At 63.6% G+C, this 18,592-nt stretch carries 17 protein-coding genes; 15 read left to right on the top strand and 2 right to left on the bottom strand.

All coding sequences use genetic code 11. From position 1 onward, the window contains the following. Positions 1–277 precede the first annotated feature (277 nt). The 14 genes from RFM68_RS03400 (at position 278) to RFM68_RS03335 (ending at position 14,452) form a co-directional block, all read left to right on the top strand. Positions 278–1,891: an extracellular solute-binding protein gene (locus RFM68_RS03400; protein WP_320231243.1), complete on the top strand. Its 1,614-nt coding sequence runs from the start codon at positions 278–280 to the stop codon at positions 1,889–1,891. An 82-nt stretch (positions 1,892–1,973) separates the two neighbouring features. Next, on the top strand, positions 1,974–2,834 hold the full coding sequence (locus RFM68_RS03395; RefSeq protein WP_320231242.1) for a carbohydrate ABC transporter permease: 861 nt from the start codon (positions 1,974–1,976) through the stop codon (positions 2,832–2,834). After that, positions 2,831–3,790: a carbohydrate ABC transporter permease gene (locus RFM68_RS03390; RefSeq protein ID WP_320231241.1), complete on the top strand. Its 960-nt coding sequence runs from the start codon at positions 2,831–2,833 to the stop codon at positions 3,788–3,790. The genes RFM68_RS03395 and RFM68_RS03390 overlap by 4 nt, the downstream gene beginning before the upstream one ends. Further along, positions 3,787–4,872 carry an ABC transporter ATP-binding protein gene (locus RFM68_RS03385; RefSeq protein ID WP_320231240.1) on the top strand — a complete coding sequence of 362 codons (1,086 nt, stop codon included), beginning with the start codon at positions 3,787–3,789 and terminating at the stop codon, positions 4,870–4,872. The genes RFM68_RS03390 and RFM68_RS03385 overlap by 4 nt, the downstream gene beginning before the upstream one ends. 3 nt (positions 4,873–4,875) lie before the next feature. Then, positions 4,876–5,952: an ABC transporter ATP-binding protein gene (locus tag RFM68_RS03380; protein WP_320231239.1), complete on the top strand. Its 1,077-nt coding sequence runs from the start codon at positions 4,876–4,878 to the stop codon at positions 5,950–5,952. Between the two features lie 35 nt (positions 5,953–5,987). Continuing rightward, a complete protein-coding gene (locus RFM68_RS03375) occupies positions 5,988–7,139 on the top strand; it encodes a Gfo/Idh/MocA family protein (RefSeq protein ID WP_320231238.1) in 1,152 nt (383 codons plus the stop codon). Then, positions 7,136–8,050, top strand: coding sequence for a sugar phosphate isomerase/epimerase family protein (locus tag RFM68_RS03370; RefSeq protein ID WP_320231237.1), 915 nt, complete (start codon positions 7,136–7,138; stop codon positions 8,048–8,050). The genes RFM68_RS03375 and RFM68_RS03370 overlap by 4 nt, the downstream gene beginning before the upstream one ends. Before the next feature lie 63 nt (positions 8,051–8,113). After that, the gene (locus RFM68_RS03365; RefSeq protein WP_320231236.1) at positions 8,114–9,058 is read left to right on the top strand and encodes a sugar ABC transporter substrate-binding protein; all 945 of its coding nucleotides are present in this window, start codon (positions 8,114–8,116) and stop codon (positions 9,056–9,058) included. 58 nt (positions 9,059–9,116) lie between these two features. After that, positions 9,117–10,121: an ABC transporter permease gene (locus RFM68_RS03360; protein WP_320231235.1), complete on the top strand. Its 1,005-nt coding sequence runs from the start codon at positions 9,117–9,119 to the stop codon at positions 10,119–10,121. A 2-nt stretch (positions 10,122–10,123) separates the two neighbouring features. After that, complete coding sequence (locus RFM68_RS03355) at positions 10,124–10,900, top strand: ATP-binding cassette domain-containing protein (protein ID WP_320231465.1); 777 nt, start codon at positions 10,124–10,126, stop codon at positions 10,898–10,900. A gap of 4 nt (positions 10,901–10,904) precedes the next feature. Then, positions 10,905–12,086 (top strand): aldose 1-epimerase family protein, encoded by a 1,182-nt coding sequence (locus RFM68_RS03350; protein WP_320231234.1) that lies wholly within the window; start codon positions 10,905–10,907, stop codon positions 12,084–12,086. Positions 12,087–12,168: 82 nt separating this feature from the next. Beyond that, complete coding sequence (locus RFM68_RS03345) at positions 12,169–13,254, top strand: fatty acid desaturase family protein (RefSeq protein ID WP_320231464.1); 1,086 nt, start codon at positions 12,169–12,171, stop codon at positions 13,252–13,254. A 45-nt stretch (positions 13,255–13,299) separates the two neighbouring features. Further along, entirely contained in the window at positions 13,300–13,614 is a 315-nt protein-coding gene (locus RFM68_RS03340) for a MocE family 2Fe-2S type ferredoxin (protein ID WP_320231233.1), read from the top strand. 34 nt (positions 13,615–13,648) lie between these two features. Continuing rightward, on the top strand, positions 13,649–14,452 hold the full coding sequence (locus RFM68_RS03335) for a 3-methyl-2-oxobutanoate hydroxymethyltransferase (RefSeq protein ID WP_320231232.1): 804 nt from the start codon (positions 13,649–13,651) through the stop codon (positions 14,450–14,452). A 166-nt stretch (positions 14,453–14,618) separates the two neighbouring features. Here RFM68_RS03335 and RFM68_RS03330 read toward each other — a convergent pair whose 3' ends face one another. Together RFM68_RS03330 and RFM68_RS03325 are read right to left on the bottom strand one after the other, a co-directional pair. Next, entirely contained in the window at positions 14,619–16,100 is a 1,482-nt protein-coding gene (locus RFM68_RS03330; RefSeq protein WP_320231231.1) for an HAL/PAL/TAL family ammonia-lyase, read from the bottom strand. Then, positions 16,097–17,098 (bottom strand): ornithine cyclodeaminase family protein, encoded by a 1,002-nt coding sequence (locus tag RFM68_RS03325; protein ID WP_320231230.1) that lies wholly within the window; start codon positions 17,096–17,098, stop codon positions 16,097–16,099. The genes RFM68_RS03330 and RFM68_RS03325 overlap by 4 nt, the downstream gene beginning before the upstream one ends. Positions 17,099–17,541: 443 nt before the next feature. Between RFM68_RS03325 and RFM68_RS03320 the strand changes: the two genes are divergently transcribed. Continuing rightward, entirely contained in the window at positions 17,542–18,528 is a 987-nt protein-coding gene (locus RFM68_RS03320; protein WP_320231229.1) for an ABC transporter permease, read from the top strand. Positions 18,529–18,592 lie beyond the last annotated feature (64 nt).

The raw sequence follows: 18,592 nt of genomic DNA, 5'->3' as shown, positions 1-18,592 counted from the left end.
GATTCTGATGTGAAATGATGTAACCGCCCTTAGCCCGTAAGCAAGCCGGCGCGTTACATAAGGCAGCGAAGATCCAGAAAAGTCGGCCGGATCGATGCAAAAGCCCCTCAAATCCAAGCAATGGGTGTGGCGTGGCAAGCTCGGTGAACTGCATTCTCTCCCTCATTTGCGTTCTTATGACGTGTTTTGAGTATTTATGATGTTGACAGGCTTCACGCACTGTCGTCAATATCCCTCACGTGGGCCATGGAGGAACAGGCCCCGAGGGAGGAATTCGATGTCTCAATTGATCCGCATGTCGCGGCGCCGTCTGCTGGCGTCCGGAGGAAAGGCCGCGGTGTTCGTCGCCGCGACCGGTATTGCACCGCAGTTCATTCGTCCCGGCCGCGCCTTCGCGGCGGATGCGCTGGCGCCCGGCATGATCGGCGGGCCGACCGGCTTCGATGGCGCGGAGCGGTATCAATACGGCCCCGACACGCCGGAAGGCCGCGCCATCGAAGCGGCCAAGGCCCTGAAGGCGGCCGGCAAGGCGCCGGCAAAGATCGTTCTCGGCCTGTCCGACGGTTCGATCGGCCAGTTGACCAAGCCTTTCCCGGCCGGCGCGCCGTCGATCAAGGATCTGTGGGAGAAGGAAACCGGCATCGCGATCGAGATCGTCGGCCTGCCGAACGGCCAGGAATTCACCAAGACGATGCAGGACATCTCCACCAAGGGTGGGGCCTACGACATCTACTCGACCGAATGGAACCGCCTCGGCGATCTCGCCGAAACCGGCGGCATCGCCAAGCTCGACGACTTCGTCGCCAAGCACAGACCGGAATGGGACGATCCGAAGCAGGGTTACGTCAACGGCGCCAAGGGCGTGTCGCTGCTCAACCAATATCGCGGCTCGACCTATGGCGTGTCGCTGGATGGCGACTTCCAGACCTGGGTCTACCGCACGGACCTGTTCGGCGATGCCGCCGAGCAGAAGGCCTTCAAGGCCAAGTACGGCTACGACCTGGCGCCGCCCAAGACCTGGAAACAGCACGGCGAGATCGCGGCTTTCTTCCAACGGCCGGACAAGGGCCTGTTCGGGTCCACCGACCTGCGCAACCAGGGCTGGGGCTACACCAACTGGTACCAGCGTTATGTCTCGATGGCCTCGCCCAACCAGTTCCTGTTCGGCGACGACGGCAAGCCGCTGGTCAATTCCGAGCACGGCATTGCAGCGACCAAGGAATACGTCGATTCCCTGGCGCATCATTCGCCCGACGCGATCTCGTGGGGCTGGCCGGAGCAGTATGGCAATTTCGCCAAGGGCGGGGCGGCGATGACCTGCGCCTTCTCCAACCTGCCGAAATTCCTCGACAATGCCGGCAACAAGGACTCCGCCGTCACCGGCAAGATCGGTTCGATGCTGCCGCCGGGACGCGAGATCGACGGCAAGCTGATCAGCCGCTCCGTACTCTGGTTCTCGCTGACCGGAATGGTCTCGTCGCAGTCGAAGAATCCGGAGGTCGCTTACCTTCTGCTGCAGTGGCTCGGCTCGGCTCGCATCTATGCCTGGATGAGCGCCAATCCCGGCGGTTATCTCGATCCGTTCAGGCTTTCGGACTTCTCCGATCCGCTGGTCCGCCAGACCTACCACGCCTACCACATGGATGTGGTGCGCGAGACGGTGGCGCGCACGGTGCCGACCATCAACTATCCCGGCGCCACGGCCTTCCATAACGCGCTCGACGAGAACCTCATGGCCTCGCTGACCAAGGCCAAGACGCCGGAGCAGGCGATGGCCGACACCGAGCGTGAGTGGAAGAAGATTGCGCGGCGCATCGGCGAGGACAAGCTCAACGAAGCCATCAAGACCAACAAGGAGGCATGGCCCACCGTTCTCGATCCGATCAGCTGATCCACCTCCCTGGATCAGAAAAGGAGGGGAGGGGCTGACTGCTCCTCCCCTTCGCCAGCAACGCCACCAGCAAAGCAGCCAGATGAAGCGTTCCGTCCCCTTCGAGATATTCCGCTACGCCGCGATCTTCGCGGCAATGGCGGTGACGCTGGTGCCGGTCCTGTGGATGGTGTCGATGGCCTTCAAGCCGATCGGCGAGTGGTCGGCGACCGGTGCCGACCTGACCTGGTGGCCGAAACATCCCACGCTTGCCAATTTCCAGTTTATCTTCGGTCAATCCAACAACGACCTGATCGTCGCGCTCGATCACACGGCGCTGAAGCCGATCCTGTCGTCGCTGCTCTCCGCAGTGTTCGGGACCGCGATCGCCATGTCGGCTGGGACTGCCGCGGCCTACGGCCTGTCGCGCTTCGGCTCCGGCCAGAACCTGCCGCTGGCGCTGATCCAGCTGAGGCTGTTTCCGCCGATGGCCGTCATGATCCCGGTGATGATCATGTGGGCATTCCTCAACCTCAACGACACATGGTGGGGGTTGGCGCTGATCTACGGCATCGTCACGCTGCCCTTCGCCTTCTGGCTGATGAAGACCTTCTTCGACGACATGCCGCGCGAGATCGAGGAGGCCGCACTCGTCGAGGGCTGCTCGCGGCTGCGGGTCTTCATTCGCATCACGCTGCCGATGATGCGCGCTCCACTGGCGAGCGCGGCACTCTTCGTCTTCATCCTCAACTGGTCGGATTATCTGATCGCGCTGCTGCTCACCACGCGCGAATGGGTGACGATCCCGGTCTACATGGCGTCGCTGTCGTCCTCGATGACCGGGCAGCTCTATGGCGCCAAGGCCGCGCTCGGCCTGATCGCCGCGGTGCCGCCGGTGATCATGGGCATCGCCATCCAGCGTCACCTGGTGCGCGGACTGACCTTCGGAGCGCTCAAGCAATGAGCGCGGCGACCGCGACGATTTCGGAGGACGAGATGGGCACCGCGCGCGCCAAGCCGGCCATGCGGGATGAGGGCGCGCGGCTGGGCTTCCGCCTGACCTCGCCGGCGCAGATCCTGGTGCTGTTCATCTCGGCCTTCCCGCTCTTGATGCAGCTCTACATCAGCGTCACCGACTGGTCGCCGCTTTCGGGCGTCGGCTGGTGGAACGCCTGGGAGATGTGGAACAGTTTTGCCAATTACACCGACCTTGCGGCCGACACCCGCTTCTGGAGCGCCCTGCAGCGCACGGCGATCGTCATGGTCGTCTGCGTGCCGGCGGAGTTCCTGCTGGGCCTGGCGCTGGCGACGCTGTTCGCGGACGACTTTCCCGGCAAGCGCATCTTCTATTCGATCCTCTTGATGCCGATGATGGTCGTGCCAGCAGTCGCGGGCTACATGTTCTTCATGCTGTTCCAGTCGGGTGGCCCGGTGAACGACATCCTGTCGCGGATCATCGGCACGCCTGTGACCATCGCCTGGCTTTCCGATCCGAACCTGGCGCTGATCGCGGTCATGATCGCCGACATCTGGCAGTGGACGCCGCTGATGTTCCTCATCCTGCTTGCCGGCCTGGTCGGCGTGCCGGAAGACCAGATGAAGGCGGCGACGCTGCTCGGCGCCAATGCCTGGCAGCGCTTCACCACCATCGTGCTGCCGAAGATGAGGACGATCATCATCATCGCGCTGGCGATCCGTGTGATCGAGAATTTCAAGATCTTCGACACGCTCTACATCATGACCGGCGGCGGCCCCGGCGTCGCCACCGAGACGATCTCCGTCTACATCTACAAGGTTACCACCCAGGACCTGATCTGGGGCTATGTGGCGGCCATCGCTCTCGCCATCCTGATCGTGCTTTCCATCGTCGCGGTCTACGCCATGAAGCGCATGGCGAAGACGCGGGAGGTGACGACATGAGCGCGATCCATCTGCAGAACCTGGTCAAGACATTCGGCGACTTCATCGCGCTGAAGACGATGGATCTCGAAATCGCCGATGGCGAGTTCATGGCGCTGCTCGGACCTTCCGGCTGCGGCAAGTCGACGACGATGAACATGATCGCCGGCATGGAGGAGCCGACCAGCGGCAAGATCCTGTTCGGCGAGCGCGACATGGCCGGCGTGCCGATGGGACGGCGCGGCGTCGGTTTCGTCTTCCAGAACTATGCCATCTTCACTCATATGACGGTGCGGCAGAACCTTGCCTACGGGCCGAGGATGCGCGGCGCCGCCAAGGCCGAGATCGAGCGACGCGTCGGCGCCATTGCCGAGATGCTGCAGCTTTCGCCATTGCTCGACCGCAAGGCCGACAGGCTCTCGGTCAACATCCTGCAGCGCGTGGCGATCGGCCGCTCGGCGATCATGGAGCCGGCGATCTTCCTGCTCGACGAGCCACTGTCCAACGTCGACGCGGCCTTCCGTGCTGTGATGCGCACCGAGCTCAAGCAGCTGCAGCGCCAGTTCAGGCAGACGATGGTCTATGTCACGCATGACCAGCTCGAGGCGATGACCATGGCCGACCGCATCGCGGTTATGGACCATGGCGTGCTGCAGCAGGTCGGCACGCCGCTTGAGGTCTACAACAATCCGGCCAATGTTTTCGTCGCCCGCTTCATCGGCGCGCCGGGCATGAACCTGCTCAAGGGCTGGCCAATCGAAGGAGACCGTGGCCTGGTCATCGATCTCGGGTCATCGGGCGTCACACCGCCCTTGCCAGACGATCTCGCTGCATCGGTGCGACGCGCGCGGGGCGAGGTGTTCTACGGCTTCCGGCCGGAGCAGGTGGCGCTTGCCGAGCGCGGGCTGTCGATGCCGGTGAGCTTCGTCGAACGGATCGGCGCGCGCACTATTGTCCATCTCGGTGAGGGCGAGAGCGCGGTGAAGGCGGTGTTCGAAAACGATGTCGGGCTGTCGGTCGGGCACACTGCGGTCGTAGCCCCACCGGCCTCGTCGGTGCGGATCTTCGATGCTGACACGGGCCTTGCGATGAGGGCGGGCTGAGACATGGCCGATATCGTTTTCCGCAACGTCACGAAGCGCTACGGCACCACGCTTGCCGTCGACGACGCCTCGTTCACCGTCAACGACAACGAGTTCTTCTGCTTCTTCGGCCCGCCGCTGTCGGGCAAGTCGACGATCCTGCGGCTGGTGCTCGGATTGGAAGTGCCGGATCAAGGCGAGATCCTGATCGGCGGCAAGCCGGTCAACAGCGTCTCGCCGGCCGAGCGCAACGTTGCCATGGTGTTCCAGAACCTGGCGCTGTTCCCGCATATGAGCGCACGTGACAATGTCCGCTTCCCGCTGGTCGAGCGGAAGGTCGCCGAAGCCGATATCAAGAGACGCGTCGCCGATGTCGCCGCCAAGCTGCATATCGGCCACATCCTGCACAAGCCGCCGGCGCAGCTTTCCGGCGGCGAGCGGCAGCGCGTGGCGATCGCGCGCGCCCTGGTGCGCGAGCCGGCCGCCTATCTGATGGACGATCCGATCTCGGCGCTCGATGCCAGGCTGCGAGAGGAGACGCGCGTCGAGCTGAAGCGCATCCAGCGCGAGCTCGGCAAGACGCTGATCTACGTCACGCATGATCAGGAAGAGGCGATGTCGGTCGCCGACCGGATGGCCATCCTGGAGAACGGCCGGATCAGGCAGATCGGCGCGCCGGCCGAGATCTATGACCGGCCGGCCAGCGCCTATGTGGCGCGCATGCTCGGCTCGCCGATGATGAACATCCTGCCGTCGGTGCGCGGCGCGGGCGGGATCGAGGCTGCGGAAGGGACAATCCGCATTGTCGATGCCAAGGCGCCGGCCGAGGCGATCGAGATCGGGCTGCGGCCGGAAGACATCAAGGTACGGCCCTGGGCAGAAAATGAGATGGCGGAAGCGGGCAAGGGCCGCCCGGCGCGGGTGCTCGAGGTCGAGCCGCTCGGCGGTTACACCGTGGTGACTATAGAAGCCGGGCAGGTGCGGCTCAGAGCAATGCTGCGCGGCCAGCCCGACATCAGGCCCGACGCGATGGTGGCGATATCCTGCGACCCGGCCCGCGTGCATTATTTCAGACAGAGCGGAGGCGCGTTGGCGAGATGACGGCGGCCGCGAGGATAGAGTTTCGGGAGGAAGAGATGGCAAGCAAAGGCTTCGAGCCGGACGTCAAGGTTCGCACCAGGGACTATAAAATCGGCTGCGTCGGCGCCGGCATGATCATGGCCGAGTGCCATCTGGCGGCCTACAAGGAAGCCGGCTTTCCGGTGGTGGCGATCGCCTCGCGTACCAAGGCGAATGCTCAGAAGGTTGCCAACCGCTGGGGCATTCCGACCGTTCACGACACGCCGGAACAGCTGATCGAGGATGAAAATGTCGACATCATCGACCTCGCCTTTCCGCCGGACCAGCAGCCGGCGCTTATCCGCCATGCGCTGAAGCAGAAGCATATCAAGGCGGTCCTGGCGCAGAAGCCGTTGGCGCTGACGGTCGAAGAAGCCGTCAAGCTGCGCGATGAGGCAGCCAAGTCCGGCAAGATCCTCTCGGTCAACCAGAACATGCGCTACGACCAGTCGATGCGCGTGTTGAAGCAGATCATCGACAGCGGCGCGCTCGGCGACATCGTCTTTGCGCAGATCGACATGCATGCCATCCCGCACTGGCAGACGTTCCTTCAGGGGTACGACCGGCTGACGCTCGCCAATATGAGCGTGCACCATCTCGATGTGCTGCGCTTCCTGTTCGGCGATCCCGACGAGATCACGACCCTGACGCGCAAGGACCCGCGTACGCAATTCCAGCACTCCGATGGCATAACTGTCTCGACGCTTCGTTTCCCTTCAGGGGTGCTTGCGGTCTCGCTCGAGGACGTTTGGTCCGGCCCGCGCCAGGACGGCTACAAGGACGACCAGCACATCAACTGGCGCGTCGACGGCACCAAGGGCGTCGCCAAGGGCACGATCGGCTGGCCGACCGGTGCCGCCTCGACGCTGACCTACGCTTCGGCCGAGACGACCGGCGGCGAGTGGGTGAGCCCGAGCTGGGAGACGATGTGGTTCCCGCATGCCTTCATCGGCGTGATGGAACAGCTGCAGCACGCCGTGAAGACGGGCACGCCGCCGGCGCTCTCCGTCGCCGACAACGTCAAGACCATGGCGTTGGTCGAGGCAGGCTACCGCTCCATCGCATCGGGCCGCACGGTCAAGCTCTCCGAAATCCCGATCACTGAATCAACTCAATCAACTGAAATTACTGGGCAACTGAATCGCTACAGGGAGGAATTCACATCATGATGCAGGCAGGAATTTTCACGGGTTATTTCCCGTACGGCCTCGAAGAAACGGCGAAGAAGATCCGCGGCCTCGGTTTCAACACTGTGCAGCTCGACCTGCACTTCAAGGACGTCGACCTCTCGGCCGGTCAGATCACCAGGGACAAGGCGAAGAAGGTGCGCGACACCTTCCGCGACCACAATCTGCCGGTCTGCTGCGTGTCGGGTTATACGAACATCATCCATCCGGACAAGGCGGAACGCGAGAAGCGCGTCGGCTATCTCATGGAGATCATCCGCAACGCCCGCCATTTCGGCTCGCCTTACGTGATCTCGGAGACCGGCACCTACAACACCGAGTCCGACTGGGTGCATCACCCCAAGAACAAGACCGAGGAAGGTTTTGAGGAGTGCCGCAAGGTGATCGCGGACCTGGCTCAGACCGCCTACGATCACGGCGCGGTCTTCCTGCTCGAAACCTATGTCAACAACGTCGTCGGCTCGATCGAGGAGACGGTGAAGATGTTCGCGCAAGTCGACCATCCGGGGCTCGGCCTGCTGATGGATCCGACCAACTATTTCGAGACCCACAACATCGACCGCATGGACCAGATCCTGAACCAGGTGTTCGACACGCTGACCGACAAGATCAGAATAGCGCATGCCAAGGACGTCAAGCGCTCGGGCAGCGACAAGTCGGAGAAACACGCCGACATCGGCGACGACGATGCCATGGAAAGCCACACCTTCCGCGGCGTCGGCGAGATCGAACTGCCGGCGCCCGGCCTCGGCTCGCTGAACTACGACCTCTATCTCCAGCGGCTGGCTGAAAAGCACCCGAATATTCCGGTCATCATCGAGCATTTGTCTGAAGACGACGTGCCGCGCGCCAAGAAGTTCCTCGACGGCAAGTTGCGCGCCGGCGGCCTCTGAGACGAGCGTGGCGCCGCCGCGAACCGGCGGCGCTTCCAAAGAGACAAGAATGGAGGAAACGAGATGTTGAAGTTTGGTTTGAAGCTGGCCGCCGCCGCGACGGTACTTGCCGGTGTCGCATTCGGGTCGGCCGCGCAGGCGCAGGACGGCGAGAAGACTTTCTACCTGCTCTCGCATGGCGGCCCTTCAGACGCATTCTGGATCGACTGGAACGCCGGCGCCACCAAGGCCTGCGACCAGCTCAAGGTGACCTGCAAGATCTCCTTCAGCGGCGGCGACATGGCGGCGCAGAAGGAAGCCTTCAATTCAGCACTCGCCGCCAAGCCCGACGGCATCGCCACCACATCGGCGCAGCCCGGCCTGTGGACCGAGGAAGTGAAGGCCGCCAAAGCCGCCGGCATCCCGATCGTGTTCTTCAACACGGACGATCCGGCGACCGGGCGCCAGGCCTATGTCGGCGCCGATCTCAAGGAAGCCGGCGCCATCTGGGCGAAGTATCTCGTCGACCACAAGATGGTGAAGCAGGGCGACAAGGTGTTCCTGCCGGTCGAGGTTCCCGGCGCCAGCTACCAGCAACTCGAGACGGAAGGCATCGCCGGCGTCTTCGATCCGCTCGGCATCAAATATGACGTGGTCGACTGCGGCACCGATCCGGCCGGTATCATCGCCAAGATGACCGACTACATGGTCGCGAACAATCCGCCGGCGATCATCGCGCTCGGCGATTCCGTGGCGGCGAGCGTCAAGCGCGTCTTCGATGGCGCCGGCGTGCCGGCCGGCAAGATCCCGGTCGTCGGCTGGGGCAATTCCAAGGAGACGGCCCAGGCGGTCAAGGACGGGTTCGTCAACGCTGCGGCCTGGCAATATCCCTCGGCCCAAGGCTTCATGCCTGTGGCGCTGCTCAGCCTCGCCGCCTCGGGCGAGCCGATCGGCTACGACATCCACACCTTCGGTCTCTACGACGCCTCCAGCGTCGAGCCGATCCTGAAGCTCTACGACAAGAAGTGAAAATGGCGCCCGCCGCGTCAGCGGCGGGCGTCCCGCAATCAGCATGGTTCAGACAGTCATGGCAGTTACCGCGGAAGACGGCGTGCGAAGTGCGAAGAGCAGGTCGAGGCTGATGCGCTCGCCGCAATTTTCCTCGTTCATCATCCTCGTCGTTCTGCTCGTGGTGTTCGGTGTCGCCGACCGTAATTTCCTGTCGCCGCTCAACATCTCCAACATGATGGCGTTCCTGCCCGAGCTCGGCATCATCGCGCTCGGCATGACGCTGCTTTTGACCGCCGGTGAATTCGACCTGTCGGTCGGCGCGGTGGTCGGCCTGGCGCCGGTGGTGGTTATGCTGCTGGTGCAGAATGGCGGCATCGATATCGGCGTGGCGCTGCTCGCCGGGCTTTTGCTTTGCATCGCGATCGGCGCGATCAACGGAGTGATCGTCACCAAGATCGGCATCTCGTCCTTTCTCGTGACGCTGTCGATGCTGTTGATCGTGCGCGGTGCCGCGCTCTACATCACGCAGGGCTTTCCGCTGAAATCCTGGGACCAGCCGGGCTTCTTCGTTACGCTGCTCGCCGGCAGCTTCAACGTCGGCTCGTTCCGCTTCTACACCTCGCTCTGGTGGTTCGTCAGCCTGTCGCTGCTCGCGGTCTACATCCTGCGTTACGCCAAGCTCGGCAACTGGATCAGCGCCATCGGCTCCAACCGCAGCGCTGCGGTGGCGCGCGGCGTGCCGGCCGATGCGGTCAAGATATGGCTGTTCATCGCGACCTCGGTGCTGGCCGGGCTCGCCGGCATGATCAGCGCCTTCCGCATCTCGGCCGCCTCGCCGGTGGCCGGAACCGGCTATGAGCTCGAGGTGATTGCCATGGTGGTTGTCGGCGGCACGGCGCTGACCGGCGGGCGCGGCACCATCCTCGGCACCATCGTCGGCGCGCTGATGCTGCGCGCCATCCGCAACGGCATCGTGCTCGTCGGCGTGCCGGGACTGGCCTACAACATCTTCGTCGGCGTCATCATCCTCGCCATGCTCATCCTGCACGCTTTACTGCGGAAGAACGCCGCAAGGAGCTGATGATGATGCAGGAAGTGCTCCGGCTGCAGAATCTGCAAAAATCCTTCGGCAGCGTGCGCGCACTGAAGAATGCCTCGCTGACGCTCAAGGAGGGCGAGGTGGTGGCGCTGCTCGGTGACAATGGCGCCGGCAAGTCGACGCTGATCAAGGCGATCTCAGGCGTCTTTCCGATCGATCGCGGTGACATCTATGTGCGCGGCGAGAAGGTCTCGATCCGCTCGACGCGCGAGGCGATGGACCTCGGCATCGAGACCATCCATCAGGACACCTCGCTGGCGCCCGACCTCAGCATCGCGCGCAACCTGTTCCTCGGCCGCGAGCCGGTCAATTTCAAATGGCTCGGCGTGTTCGCGCCGCTCGATCTCGCCAAGCTGCGCGATGCGGCCTCGGCGCTGCTGAAACGCGTCGGCATCTCGAAGAAACTCGACGCCGATGCGCTGGTCAGCACGCTTTCCGGCGGCGAGCGCCAGTCGATCGCCATCTCGCGCGCCATGCAGTTCGCCGCCAAGGTGATCATCCTCGATGAGCCGACCAACAATCTCGGCGTCGAGGAAACCCACGGCGTGCTGCGCTTCGTCAAGGAGATGCGCGAGGCCGGCCATTCGGTGCTCTTGATCACCCACAATATCCACCATGTGTTCGAGGTGGCCGACCGCATCATCGTCATGCGCCGCGGCGAGATCGTCGCCGAGCAGACGGTCGCTGATACCGATCTTCTCACGGTGGAAAGCATCATCACCGGCGCCGATATGTCGGCGCTCTTGAAAAGGGCGCGGTGAAGGCATGGCGAAGCTTTACGGCAAGACGCTTTCGCGCCGCCAAATTTCCGAGCGCTCCGGCATGCTGTCGCAATTCGCCGGCGTGCGGCTGATGACGCTTGGCGACGGCGTCGAGCGCGGCATCCGCATGGTCGAATTCCGCACCGGCTCGGGCCTGCGCTTCACCGCGCTGGTCGACCGGGCGCTCGACATCGCCGACTGCGACTACAAGGGCCAGGCGATCGGCTGGCACTCGCCGAGCGGTTTTCGCCATCCCGCGCTGCACGAGTACGAAGGCGAGGGCGGGTTTGCCTGGGGGCGGTCTTTCTCGGGCCTGCTCGTCACCTGCGGCCTCGACCATATCCTCGGCCGCAACGAGGTGCCGGCGGAAAACTACAATTACCCGGGCCGCAAGACCGTGACGCATTCGCTGCATGGCCGCGTCGGCACCATCCCCGCGCGGCTGACCGGCTATGGCGAAAGCTGGGACGGCGACCACTGCGTGCTGTGGGCGGAAGGGGTCGTCCAGCAGGCAAGCGTGTTCGGCGAGGATCTGCATCTCATCCGCCGCATCGAGGCCGATGTCGGCGGCAGCGACATCCGGCTTTCGGACCGCGTCGTCAATCACGGCTTCCGCCGCACGCCGCATATGTATTTCTACCACGTCAATGTCGGGCATCCGCTGCTCGACGAAGGCTCGCGCTACCTGGCGCCGATCCGCGACGTGGTCTGGGCCGCGCATGCCGGCGAACGCTACAAAGCGCAGAGGGTCGGCTATCGCACCGTGCCTGCGCCACAGCTCGGTTTCAGCGAGCAGGTCTGGCAGCACGAGCTCGGCGCCGACGCAAAGGGCGAGGTGCCGGTGGCGGTGGTCAACGACCGCCTCGGCCTCGGCTTCGAGGTTGTCACCCGCAAGGAGCAGTTGCCCTGCTGTTACCAATGGCAGAATTTCCAGACCGGCCAGTATGCGCTCGGCATCGAGCCCTCGACCCACCATGTGCTCGGCAATCTTGCCGCGCGCGAGCGTGGCGAGATGATCTGGCTGGAGCACGGCGAAACCCGTGCCTATGACACGGTGTTCCGCGTCCTCGACGGCAAGGATGCGATCGCCGGCGCCGAAAGCAGGATCGCGGCCATCGCCCGTCAGCCCGAGCAGGATTATCCTCAGCCCTCCGGCAAGTTTCCAAGATTGGCGGGCAAGGCATGAGCATGACAAGCATCCATAGCGAGCCCTCCGGCCGGCGGACCGGGGTACTAGCGCTGTGGGAAGATTGGAGGCCGATGTGACGGTGGCAAAGAAGCGCGACTACAGCCTTGTCGGTGAAAGCACGCGCAAGGCGATCGAGACCGGGCTTGCCTCGGCCGAGTGGTATCACACGGAGGTTGCGCGCAAGACCATGAAAGAGTTGATGCAGCGCTCCGACGGGCCGGCGATCCGCGACACAATCATCTGGATCGTCGCGATCCTGGGCTCGGCGGCCGGCATTGTCTGGTTCTGGGGCAGTTGGTGGGTCGTGCCGTTCCTGTTCGTCTACGGCGTGCTCTACGGCTCGTCGAGCGACTCGCGCTGGCACGAATGCGGCCATGGCACCGCTTTCCGCACGCGCTGGATGAACGATGTCGTCTATCACATCGCCTCGTTCATGCTGATGCGCAATCCGGTGCAGTGGCGCTGGAGCCATGCGCGCCACCACACCGACACCATCATCGTCGGCCGCGACGCCGAGATCGCGGTGATGCGACCGCCGGACCTCATCAAGGCGGCGCTTGCCTTCACCGGCATCCTCGACTTCCGTTATTCGCTGCCGACTCTGGTGCGCCAGGCCTTCGGCAAATTGTCGGACGACGAGAAGAGCTACATCCCGGAGATGGAGCAGCACAATGCGGTGATCGCGGCGCGCTGGCACATCGCGGTCTATGTTGCGACGATCGCTGTCGCGATCGCGCTTAGATCATGGATACCGCTGGTGTTGATCGGCCTGCCGCGCCTCTACGGCACCTGGCACATGGTAATGACCGGCCTGCTCCAGCATATCGGACTGGCCGACAATGTCATTGACCATCGGCTCAACACGCGCACCGTCTATATGAACCCGATCAGCCGGTTCATCTACTGGAACATGAACTACCATGTGGAGCACCACATGTTCCCGATGGTGCCCTATCACGCGCTGCCGAGGCTGCACGAGCTGATCAAGCACGATTTGCCGGCGCCGAACCCGTCGATATGGCACGCCTATCGCGAGGTGTGGCCGGTGCTGTTGAGGCAGCTCAAATACGAGGACTACTATCTCAAGCGCGAATTGCCGCCAACGGCCAAGCCCTATCGCGGCGAGTTCCACGATCTCGACATAACGGCCGCAGCCGCCGAATAGGCGTCGCGCAGCAATCCAGAGAAAGATGATGGCCGGAGACGGACGATGACGGAGTGGGTTGAAGCGTGCGCGGTCGACGACGTGGATGAGGAGGATGTGATCCGCTTCGACCATGGCGGCCGCACCTTCGCGATTTATCGCTCGCCGGACGGCGAATTCTTCGCGACCGACGGTTTCTGCACGCATGAGAAGGCGCATCTCGCCGACGGGCTGGTGATGGACGACATAATCGAATGCCCCAAGCATAATGGCCGCTTCAACTACAAGACCGGCCAGGCCAAGGGCGCGCCGGTCTGCGTCAACCTCAAGACCTATCCAGTGCGGATCGAAGCTGGCAACGTAATGATTGAGATCGGCTGAGCAGCCGCTATCCACAACGAGGGAAAAGAGTTCGATGAGCCGAAAGAGACCGACCATCGCCGATTTGCGCGCCATGAAGGGCAAGCGGCAATTGACCATGCTGCGCGTGCTGACCCTGGACGAGGCGGAGGCCGCCGAGCGGGCAGGGGTCGACATCGTCTCGGTGCCGCCCGAACTGGTGCTCAATCCGCAATATCGCGATGCTGCGCCCAGCCTCTTCACCATGCCGGGCGACAATTTCTTCGAGATCGGCACGGCTGACGATTTTGTCCGTTGGTCGTTCCGGCTCTACAAGGCCGGGGCCGACGCCGTCTATTGCAGCGCCGGCTATGCCACCATCAAACGCATGGCCGACGATGCCATCCCGGTCATCGGCCATGTCGGCCTGATCCCCTCGCGTGCGACCTGGACAGGCGGCTTCAAGGCGGTCGGCAAGACCGCCGATACCGCCATGCAGGTGTTCGAGGCGGTGAAACAGCTGGAGGCCGCCGGTGCGATCGGCGCCGAGATCGAGGTGGTTCCGGTGGAAGTGGCGAAAGCAATCTCCGAGCGCACACCGCTGATCATGCTGTCGATGGGCGCTGGCACGGGCTGCGACGCGCAATATCTGTTCGCCGAGGACATTCTCGGCACCAATCGCGGTCGCATGCCGCGCCATTCAAAAGTCTACCGCAATTTCGCCGCCGAATATGACCGGCTGCAACAAGAGCGCATCGCGGCATTTTCCGAATATGTCGCCGACGTCAACAGCGGCGCCTATCCGGAAGACAGGCATATCGTGCGCATGGATCCGGACGAGCTCACCCTCTTCATGAAGAAGGTCGACGCAAAGGTTTGAGCGGGAAGCTTTCGGCCGCCGCTCCAACGATAGCCGTTACACGCCCTTTCCTGGAAGTTACGTTAATGCATGTCGCCCAAAAGTGCGCAGCGGTTTTGGGATAACGACATGCATCAAAACAAAGACTTAAAGCGCGTCGCCTGAATCCGTTTCATCGCGACGCGCTTTAGGCCTGCCAGGTCCCATCGGCGAGTGCGGCGTGAAGCGCGGCAGCATTGGAGCCGAGCGGCCTGTCTTCTTTGAGCGTCGCTACATGTGTGCGGACGGCAGCGTGGATCACGCCGGTGGCAGGCGCAAGCCTCAGGCCTTCGCGCAGGTCGACCGCCTGCGCTGCCGCCATCAGCTCCAAGGCAATCAGGCGCCGCCACAGCGCGATCATCTCGGCGCATTTGGCGACCGCAAGGGGTGTCTGCGTAGCATGGTCCTCGACGCCCTCGGAAACAGGCAGGAAGTCGAGCATCACCGGATTGGCCTTGTGGCGGATACTAGCCAGGATCGCCGTCACCGTCTTCTGCAGCGGCACGAAGCCGGCAGAGGCTCCGCCGATTGGCGAGAGGTATTTGGGCAGGCCGTTGCGGCCCGAGCCGGTGAGCTGGATGAAACGTGCGGCACATGCCGCCGCGCATTGCGCGATCGCCAGCCCAAGCGTTTCGAAGGCCAGCGCCAGCGAGGCGGTGTGGAAATTGCCGGTCGACAGCACGAGTGCGTCGTCGACGAGCACCAGCGGGTTGTCGGCGGCGGCGTTGAGTTCGATCTCGACCGCGAGCCGCGCATGGTCGATCGCCTGGATCAGCGCGCCGTGGATCGACGGCATGCAGCGGATCGAGAGCGGATCCTGAATGGTGGCCGGTTCGGGCTCATTCTCGCGGGCGAGCAAGTCGCGTAGCGCCTTCGCTGCCACCTGCTGGCAGGCCGCCGGCCGCGCCAGATGCAGGCGCGGATCGAGGATAGTGCGATTAGCGCCAAATGCTTCCATGGTCAGCGCGCCGGCTTGCTGTTGCTGATCCAGCGCCGACAGTGCGTCGACAAGGGCGAGCGCGCCGGCACCGGTGGATACCGCTGAGGCATTGATCAGCGAGAGTCCATCTTTTGGCGCCAGGCTGACCGGTGGAAGCCGCGCCATCATCAGCGCCTTGGCAGAAGGCATGCGCCGGCTCTGATAGTCGGCATCGCCTTCGCCGATAAGCGTGTGGGCGATCGCCGTCATCAGCACCAGGTCACCAGCGCCGATGGAGCCGAGCGAAGGCATGACCGGATGGACGCCGGCATTGAGCGCATCGACGAGCGCGGTGAACACGTGCGGCGACAGGCCGGAGCCGCCCGCCGAAAGCATGGCGATGCGGGCAAACATGGCGGCGCGTACCTTTTCGATGGGCAAGGCCTCGCCGACCGCAGCGGCACGCCCGTCGAGAAGCTGACGCTGGAAGGCGCTGGCGTCGCTCTCAACCGCGGTGACGAGATTGGCGCCGAGACCGGTGTTCAGCCCGTAGATCTGCTGGCCGCTAGCGGCGGCCTCATCGAGCACTTCGCGCGCCTTGGCCAGCCGTTCGATGACAGTCGGCGTGACTTCGACCTTGCAGGCGTTGCGAGCCGCGGCAACAACATCCTCGATGCTGACGCCGGCGCCGGTGAGAACGAGCGGGCTCATGCGAAGCGCAGCCTCTGGCCGACGCCGTTTTCGCCGGCCTTGGTGAGCATGGCCTTGCCAAGCGCGATATCGGAAAGCGAGAGACCGCGATGCCAGAACAGGATCGTCTCGTCATCGCTTTCGCGTCCGGCTTTCAGTCCGGCAGCGATCTGGCCAAGCTCTGCATGGAGCGTCGTCTCGCTCAGCCGCCCGGTTTCGACATGGGCGCGCAACGAGCCGAACTTGCCCGTCTTGCACTGCCCCCAGTCGTCGACGACGATCTTGGACATGATGTCGGTGAGCGACAGCTCCACCGCGCTCATCGTGCCGTAAGGCACCACCAGCGCCCCGGGCTTGATCCATTCGGTCTTGAGCAGAGGTTGCGGCTCGTTGAGCCGCGAGGCCTCGACGACGATGTCGGCGCCGTCGACGCAGCTTCTCCAGTCGGCGACGGCGGTCACTGTTTTGCCGAGATCGGCCGACAGTTTCGCGGCAAAGCCGTCGCGGCTTTCCGGTCGGCGCGAATGGACGCGGATCTCGTCGAAGTCGAAGAGGTGGTCGAGCAGCCGCACATTCCAATAGGCGGTGCCGCGCGCGCCAATATGGCCGAGCACTTTCGATGTCTTCTTCGCCAGGTGCCTGGCGCCGATCGCGGTGACCGCACCGGTGCGCATGTCGGTGATGACGGTGGCATCGAGGACGGCGCGCGGCGTGCCGGTGCGCGGATCGAAAAGATTGAGGATGCCGAATTCGGACGGCAGGCCGTGCTTGTAGTTGTCGACATAGTCGCCGACGATCTTCACGCCGGCCGCGTCGAGCGGCGCCACATAGCCGCGCAGCACGTTGAAATGGCCGTGGAAGGACGGGTCGGGTTCAAGATGGACGCGCGGCTCGATCACCGTCCGTCCGTTGCCCTGCGCGGGGAGCCCGGCTTCGACGGCGCCGATGATCTCGGCATCGGTCATGGCAAGCGCTTCGATGTCGAGCGCATTGAGGTAGTCGATATAGACGGGCTTCATGCATTTTCCTCATCCACTCCCAAGCTCATCCATAACAGGCGATCGGCCGGCACGGAAGTTTGTTGGATAAGCTCTGGACTGGCCAGCATGGCGGCGGTGCGCTTCCTGGTCTGCCGGCCAGTGCCGGGAGCCGAGGTTTCGGGCCGTTCAACGAACAATTGACGTCGCGCCGGATGCATTTGCGGACTTAAATTGCGCCGGCGTCGCCGCCTTCGAGCAAGCTCTTCCGCAGGCCAGGCGATCGGTGCAACGGATTGCCAAAAGCCTAGGAGTTTCCGCTTATTGCGCCAGTTTCGGCAATCGATGCGTCCACTTGTCCTTTAGCAGTACAAGCCCGGCTTCTGAACCCGGATTCATTTGACGAGCCTGTGTTGAGCCGATTAGCTTTCGTGCGGGATGCAGGCCCGGCCAAGGCCTGCCCGCAGGGGCGAAAGACAACAGCGATGAATGCGATCGGCTGGCCGAACTGGAGGCGCCTTAATCAGGAAGGCATCGTCTTTGCCATCGCCATCCTGCTGTTCGCCGCAGCCGCCATCGGCCTGCCGGGATTCCTGACCGCCGACAATCTGGTGGCCATCGTCCGTTCGGTGTCCGTGCTGGGCATTCTGGCGCTCGGCATGGCGGTCGTCATCATCGGCCGCGGCATCGACCTGTCGGCCGTGGCGATCATGGCGATGTCGGTCGCCTGGTACCTGCAATTGCTCAACACCGGCACTTCCGACGGATTGGCCTTCGCCTATGTCCTGGCAGGCGTGCTCGCCATAGGCCTGCTCAACGGTTTCCTCATCGCTTACGCCGACGTGCCGGCGATCTTCGTGACGCTGGCCACCGGTTCCTTCGTCTTCGGCTATGTGCGCTCGCAACTGATCACGCAGGATGCCGTGCCGGTGCCGGGGGGACACTGGGTCGAGCTGCTCGGCGGCGTCCGCTTCCTCGATATTCCGGTCGAGGTGTTCGTCTTCGCCGGGCTGGCGTTCCTGTTCTTCCTGTTCCTGCGCTACACCAAATGGGGCCGCTTCATTTATTTTGCCGGCGACAATCCGGTCGCCGCCCGCAACATCGGCGTTCCGGTGCGGCCCATGCTGGTGCTGCGCTATGTGCTCTCGGCTTTCGTGGCCCTGATCGCCGGCCTGCTGACGGCCGCCAGCCTGCATTCGATCAACACCCGCATCGTCAACTCGACGCTGCTCTACGATATCGTGCTGGTCGCGGTGATCGGCGGCATCGGGCTTTCGGGCGGCAGGGGCGGGGTGCGCAACGTACTGGTCGGGGCGGCGCTGATCGGCATCCTGCTCAACGCCATGACCATCATCGACATCCCATTGCTCTACCAGAACCTGATCAAGGCGGCGATCCTGCTCGGTGCCATCATCGTCGACGGCATCATCAATCCGCGTGACGAACAGACCGCGCAGCAAGGCGACATTTAGAGCAGATGGGCTAGCCCATCTTGCTCTCGGGTACCCGGGGCGATCGCGACGATCGGCCGGCAAT

The organism is Mesorhizobium montanum, assembly GCF_033977145.1.
Taxonomy (GTDB): domain Bacteria; phylum Pseudomonadota; class Alphaproteobacteria; order Rhizobiales; family Rhizobiaceae; genus Mesorhizobium; species Mesorhizobium montanum.
The sequence above is the reverse complement of the archived record's forward strand: the minus strand, read 5'-3'. Positions and strand labels throughout refer to the sequence as shown.